We start from the raw sequence: 6,814 nt of genomic DNA, 5'->3' as shown, positions 1-6,814 counted from the left end.
AAGTAGATGAGGGTGGCCGTTCCACGACCGGCGGGTGGGTCGTGCAACGGTGCTCTCGGATTGGTTGTGGGGTCGGATCGAGCCGTTGCTGCCGGCGCAGTACGGCACAGGCGGCCGTTTTCGTGATCACCGGCCGAGGTCAGCCGCGCCGCCGACGCCGAGCCTGCGCCCGGCTGAGGACGGCCGGCTCGGCGGGCACCGCTCCGAGCCTCGCCCGGGGCTCCCGCGTCGCGGCTTCGGCTCGGGGAGGCGCGCCGAGGTACAAGGTGTCCCACTCCCCCACTGGACGCGGACTGAGGCGCGGCCTGCGCCACACCGCGCATCGCGGTCGCTTGGGTTAGAGCTAGGTCACGGCCTCGTCCGGCATGACCTACCGTCGGGAGGCGCTTCGGCCACTGCCCTCGCCTCTGCCCCGTCTGTGCCCGGCGCGGTTGCAAAGCCGCGATATGCCCTCCGATCGACATCGAGCCCAATCCCACGGGCTGGGGTATAGCGATTAGAGGGGGTGCACCCGCCGGTGTGAGGGCACAACCCCTCGTAACATCACCGGACCTGCCTGACACGGCTTCGCGGCGGTGTCAGCGGTCTCGCCGATGCAGCTCCTCCAGCGCTGCATCGAGGGTGGGGTAGATGTCGAACAGCGACTCGTCGCCAAGCGCAGGTCGGGCGCGCTCGTTAGCCACCAGGTCCCAGACGACCCGGAAGTCGACGTCGGCGTCGCCCGCGTCGTACGCCAGGTGGCGGAGGACTACGGGGGCGCGAACGGGATCGACGGCGCGGACGGCGGTGAGGTCGACCACCAATGGGTTGCCCGAGCGAGCGAGGAGGGCGCGGAACTCCTGGCGCAGCTGCGCCAAGCCGACAGCGTCGAGGGTGGCGCCGACGCTGACCACCTGGGCGCCGGTCGGTGACTTGGTGACCGAGACGGTCGCGCGGCCAGGGTCGTCGGATTGGCCCTGGTCGTCCTCAGTGTTCATCACCTGATCCTGGTGGATGGCTGTCTGAGTTCGGAAGGGGCCATTCGACCTCGACGTCTGGGTTTTCCACCCCTTGATGCGCGATCTTTGTCGAACCGGCCATATGCATGGGCCGTGAGTTCGATCGCTGGACGGGTCAACGCCGCGATAGGCGCTCTTGCCGCGGCATCGGCGTCTGTCCACCAGGCTGTCTTCCGACCGTGTGGCCCATGCGAGCTGCAGCGCACACAGCGGCGCTTCGACTGCGGCACCGCCCTTCCCCCACGACGCTGCTCGCGGTTGAGTTGCACCCTCGGGGGAAGGGGCGTCGATGTCGTGGTGGCAGGAGCTTGGACGGCGGCGGGATCGAAAGGCGGCCGCACGCAGCCGGCGACGGCTGGACACGCTGCTCGAGCGGGGGCCGGAGGTGCGGGACGGTCACGAGGTGGCGGCCTGCTACCGGGACGTGATGCTGGATGCGCTTCGATACGATCCGCCCGAGTCGGCGCGCCTGCACCGGGGGGTCGGTCCGCGGCTCGGCGCTGAGGAGCGCGTCCTCGCCTTCGGCGGCGACCAGGAGGTGTCGCTGCGCTCTGCGGTCGAGGACAACGATGACGTCGATGCGCTCACGGTCGCTATCGACCTCGCCGACGACGGTCGTCTCATCGGGCTCCGCGACGAAACGATCGCGAGTCTCCTGCCCCGGCTCGCCGTGGGAGACCCATACCGGCTGACCGGGTTCCTCCGCGACCTGGGCCGACGTGGCCTGCTCACACGCGACCGGCTCGGGCTTGCGGTTGGGCTCCACCTGCGCCACCACGGCCTTACCGCGGCTCCGGACGGCTGGCACGCGGTGTTCACCGGGGTACCGTCCGCGGCGCTCCCATGGTCCTTCGAGGTCGCGGAGTTCCTTGGGCGCGGTCGGTGGGCCGCCGAGCTCGCCCGCACCCCCGAGCAGCGACGGAGCGCCCTGCGGTTGTGCATAACGTCGAGTCGAGCCGATGAGCTCGCCGTCGCCCTCGAGCTCGCGCACGCGCTGGAGGACGACGAGTCCGGCGTTCGGACCCGTCACCGGCTGGTGGACGCGCTTATCACCGAGAACCGTGCGGACGAGGCAATCTCCCACCTCGAGGCCCTCGGTCGGTGGGACGGCATTGTCGGTATTCACGAGCGGGCTGGGCGCTGGGAGGAGGCCCTGCGCGCGTGTACCCAGCTGCGCGAGGCGGAGTCCATCGTGCAGGTCGAACGGCTCGCCGACCCGGTGCTCGAACACGTCGACGTCTTGGTGAACTCCGCACGGTTCGGCGACGCGGCAGGCCTCACCGCCGCCCTCCTCGCGGCTGCGCCGCCTGAGGGTGCGGTGCGCGGGCGCGCCGAATCCACGCTGGCCGCGGTCCGCGGCGAGTCCCGGAAGCACTGGCTGGCGCTCCTCCGAGACTGCGAGCTCGAGGGTCGGCCGGCCCTTCTCCTCGAGTACAGCGCGGTCGAGGAGCGGGCTGGCGACCTCGCGGCGGCCGCCCGGCTGGCCAAGGACGGCGGCGATCGTTACCGGGCGGCACGGCTCTACGCCGACGCCGGACGCCACGGTGACGCACGTGGCGTGTTCGACAAGGACGACTCGCCCGAGGCGGCTGCCGCGCGTGCTCGAGCGAGCGAGGCGGGCGGTGACCTGCGAGGAGCGGCGGCCGAGCTGCGTCGGGCCGGGGACCTCGAAGGCGCTGCAGAACGCTACGAACGGGCGGGCAACCCGGCGGCAGCGATGAGGTGCTGGGAGGACCGGCTGGGCCCGGAGGTCGGCGCCTCCGCCGCCTACGCCCGGTGCGCCGCCGCGGCAGGACGGTTCGCAGACCTCGCCGAGGCCTGCCTGGCCGCGATCGACCACCAGGGGTCGACGAGTCCGGCGCTTGGACACCTCCGGGCTCTGATGCGCACGCGCGGACAGATCCTTGACCCCGAGACGGCGGCCCGGGCGCGGATGCGACTCGGTGAGGCCGACGAAGCCGAGCGCTCCCGCTTCAAGGCCGCCCTTCCCGGGATCCTCGGCCGGGCACGGCGTGAGGTCGACCGCCGGTTCTCCGACATCTGGGCCCTCGATCTCGGGACCTCCACGAGCGTCGTGGCCATATACGACCGCGTGGCGGGCGGCGCCGTTCCCTGCCAATACCGGGGACGCGACCGCTTTCCCTCATCGTTCGCCGTGGACCAGGCCGGCGAGGAGCTGATCGGGCTGGACCGTGAGGAGGAGCTCGCTGACCGGGTGATCGCCGTGATCCGCGGGGCGAAACGTTCCATCGGGACTCGCCGTCGATGGCGCATCCGCTCCCGCCGTCTCGCTCCCGAGGACGTCACCGCCCGCTTCGTCCATCACGCCCGCGGGATCGTCGAAGGTCATCTGACGGACCACGTCCGCGCCCGCGTCGCCGAGCTGGCGCGGGCGGAACTCGGGATCGAGGTGGCCGACGAGTGGCTCGACGAACTCGCCGGGGAGCACCCGTTCCGCGTCGACCGGACCAAGGTCGTCGTCACGGTCCCGGCGTTCTTCCACAACAACCAGAAGAATGCGACTCGCGACGCCGGATCGGTCGGCGGAGTCGAGGTCGTGCGCTTGATCCACGAGCCGACGGCCGCGTGCCTCGCGGTGAACCAGGGGCGCCGGGACCTGGGCGAGCGCGTCGTGGTCGTGGATCTCGGCGCGGGCACGCTCGACCTCAGCGCGCTGGAGATCGGTGACGGCGTCTACGAGGTCAATCTGGTCGACGGGGACACGTCCTTCGGCGGAGCCGACCTAGATGCGGCGGTGGTCGAGGCCCTCGTCGCCCAGCTGGACAGCCGGGGTGTGGCGATCTCGGCATCTGGCCGGCGACGACTCGAGGTCGCCGCGGAACGCATGAAGGTCCGGCTGTCGTCTGAGTCGGAGGTGACCGAGGTCCTGGCGGCGTTCTCCGAGGGGCGAGACGTCACGCTCGCCCTCACGCGCGCCGAGCTCGACGCTGTCCTCTCCGGCCCTCTGGAACGCCTCGCGACGACATGCCGCCGCTTCCGTGCCGAGCTCAGCCGGATGGGCTGGCCGGCGAACACGACGGCCGTGCTCGTGGGTGGGCCCTTCCTCGCGCCGACCACCCGGGCGGTCGCCGAGCAAGCGCTCGGGATGCGGACCGTACGGGTGGGCGACCCGACTCTGGCGGTCGCACGTGGGGCAGCCCTTTATGGCGCGGTCCTGGCTGGTGATCTCGACGACGTCCTGCTTCTGGACATCGTGCCACTCGCACTGGGGCTCCGGGTTAAGGGCGACGAACAGGACGGCGAGTTCAAGCCCCTCATTGAGGCCAGCACCTTGATACCGACGAAACGCTCTGAGACTTTCACGACGGCGGCGGACGATCAGGACGCGGTCGACATCGAGGTGTTTCAAGGTGGGAGCCTCACGTCGGAGGCGAAGATTGCGGACTTCCGGCTCGACGGCATCAGGCCCGCTCCTCAGGGTGTCCCTCAGATTGAGGTGACCTTCGAGATCGACGCCGACTGCATTCTGACCGTCACCGCAACGGACAAGGAGACCGGGAAGACCCGGTCGGTGTCGGTCCGGGACACAACCCTGTTGGCTCCGCAGGAGCGCCTGCGGATGCAGAAGGCGTTCGTACAACGGCGTGCCCGAGAGGGAAAACGCTCCGAGATGAGGGAGCTCCTGGTCCAGGTCGAGGCAGCTCTCGGCGATACCGAGCCCTTGCTCCGGGAGTGGCGACTCCGCCGCGACGCCCACCGCTCGACCTCTGCGCCGAAGAACCCGGAGGCGGCCGCGTCGCTGACCGAGATGTTCCGCACGGGCCGGGAGGTCGACGACGAACTCTCGACGCTCGACCTCCGGCTGCGGGCGCTCGCCGACCGCGCGAGCGGTGTCGTCGGAACGGCGATCGACGAGACGGCCGAGGACGACGAAGCGACCATTGCCTCTGAACTCCGAGTCGGCGCGGAGCGACACCGAGCGCTGCAGGACACGGTGGCCGCATGGAACTCGGCACTGATCGCCGCACGTATCCCCGACGACGACCCCGTTGCCGCCTTCGTCCGCCACCACGACGCCGACGCGCCGCACCATGCCCTCACCGCGTGGGAGCGGATCGACGCGAATTCTCGCTCCGTTGCCCTGCGACGCCGACACCTGGACTGCCTGGCGGCGGTGGGTGATCGGGACGGGTACGACGCGGCGCTCGAGGTCCTGGGTCGCGGCGACTTAGATGCGGTACGCGCCGCCGTCGCGGTGCTCGTCGACGACCGCGGGGACGTGGTGGCCCTCGGGGTACCGGTGACGCCGGGACTGCTCGTCGTCGGCGGAGAACCCAGAGCGGGTACGGTAGTCCGCCTCGCAACCCGTCGGTTCCCGATGGAGCGGGTTGCCCGCTCCCGCGCGGGCCTCGCGGCGCTGCCACTGCACGCGGCGGCCTCCGTGCCGCCGGTCCGCGTGGGCTACCCGTCCCTCCTGCAGGTCGGCGATCGGCTCGTGGTCATCCCTGAGGCCGGCTCACCGACCGGTGAGGCGATCGTCCAGGGGCTGGACCAGCGCGACGGCCGGACGGCGGCCCGGGTGAGCTTTACCCGGGCCGTGCCTGGCACGGCGCTGATCCTCACGGCGGGCGGTGAAGTGGTGGGCGCGATCCTGTCCGCCACGTACGAGAGGACCGAGGCGGTGGTCAACACGTGGGGGGAGGTCCCGCAGCTGGTTATCGAGGCGCAACGTGACCCGTGGACCTGGTGACTCGGGCCCGGCCGCCGTTGAATTTCGCGGCCATCGGGGCTGCCACCGCTCGAAGTAGCCGGCGTCGCGGCCCCTGGCGCTCATCGGCGGATCCTCGGGGCGCCCCTACCTAGGCTGTCTCCCCTTGCTCACGCTCCTTCGCGGTCAACGCGCTGTACACCGAGTTCTGCGCCGGCATCTCCACCGATGTCCGCCCTCGCTACCGCCGGGTGAACGGCGTCGTTGGTGGATCGGTCAGATCGGCGGGACCGGCTCCTGCATCGGAGATGCCGTGATATGCGTTCTTCCCGCCATTCCTGCTGAGTCCGCCACCCTGCCACGGGCGGCCCTGTCGCGCCGCCCACGGCAGACGCACCCCGGTCGCGCCGCTCCCCCACCGACCCTGGGGCACCCACCATCTATGCACGTACCCTGACTCCCCTTCGCCGTCCGCGGAATGAACGGGAGGGCCAATTTCCGGGAGGCCGCCGGAGAGCTCCACGCTCGGCGTGCCACGGAGAACCGCCTCTAAGACCACAACGCGTGCACTGGTCGCGCCGAGACGGCGGCTCCAACGGTCAGACCTCCCCCGACCGGGTGCCGTCCCGACGCTAGGCGGGGCTGGTTTGTGTGCTGGCTCTCGGACCGCGCCAGAGCCGGGCTGCGAACCGCTCCCTCTCGCCCGATCTGCGGGGCTCGACCTCACCGCAGGAGGGTCTCCTCCAAGGCGACGGCCACGAGCTCGCTGCGTGACTCGGCGCCGGTGTCGGTGACGAGCCGATCGATGATCTCGAGTTCGGCGCCGGTGGCGCGGAAGCCCCACAGCACGCGGCGGGCGTCCCCGACCGCGGCCGCTGCTCCTCCCCCGGCGAGCCGTCCGCGCCGCACTCGCCCCGGGAACAGGCTGCTATCCGGGCGGGCCTGGAGGCGCCGGTCGCGAATCAAGGCGGTCAGGCGGTGCTGGACCTCGTCGAGCGCGTCGAAGGCGATCTCGGCGTTGGTCAGCTTGTCGGTCTTGCGTCGGTCGGTGGCGGCGTTGCGGACGCCCGGGTGCACATAGACCGGGACCTGATAGCTCGTGGTCGGGTCGAGGTCGGAGCTGGTCGTGCTCTGCGGTGCTCCCCGG

General features: G+C 71.0%; 3 protein-coding genes. 1 reads left to right on the top strand and 2 read right to left on the bottom strand.

Annotated elements, in window-relative coordinates:
* Window positions 1-578: 578 nt before the first annotated feature.
* Entirely contained in the window at window positions 579-977 is a 399-nt protein-coding gene (locus tag AC0CYZ_RS16810) for an STAS domain-containing protein (RefSeq protein ID WP_472217357.1), read from the bottom strand.
* 310 nt (window positions 978-1,287) lie between these two features.
* Here AC0CYZ_RS16810 and AC0CYZ_RS16805 point away from each other — a divergent pair, with 310 nt between their 5' ends.
* Window positions 1,288-5,709, top strand: a complete 4,422-nt coding sequence (locus AC0CYZ_RS16805) for an Hsp70 family protein (protein WP_472217355.1) — start codon at window positions 1,288-1,290, stop codon at window positions 5,707-5,709.
* A 681-nt stretch (window positions 5,710-6,390) separates the two neighbouring features.
* Here the strand turns inward: AC0CYZ_RS16805 and AC0CYZ_RS16800 are convergent.
* The coding region (locus AC0CYZ_RS16800; RefSeq protein WP_472217353.1) for a hypothetical protein at window positions 6,391-6,814 on the bottom strand (424 nt) is incomplete at its 5' end.

The sequence above is a fragment of the Actinomycetospora sp. genome (assembly GCF_055612215.1).
The sequence above is the reverse complement of the archived record's forward strand: the minus strand, read 5'-3'. Positions and strand labels throughout refer to the sequence as shown.

Bases quoted from the DNA above. Each gene is read 5' to 3' on its own strand.
- AC0CYZ_RS16810 (WP_472217357.1), bottom strand. From the start codon at position 977: ATGAACACTGAGGACGACCAGGGCCAATCCGACGACCCTGGCCGCGCG.
- AC0CYZ_RS16805 (WP_472217355.1), top strand. From the start codon at position 1,288: ATGTCGTGGTGGCAGGAGCTTGGACGGCGGCGGGATCGAAAGGCGGCC.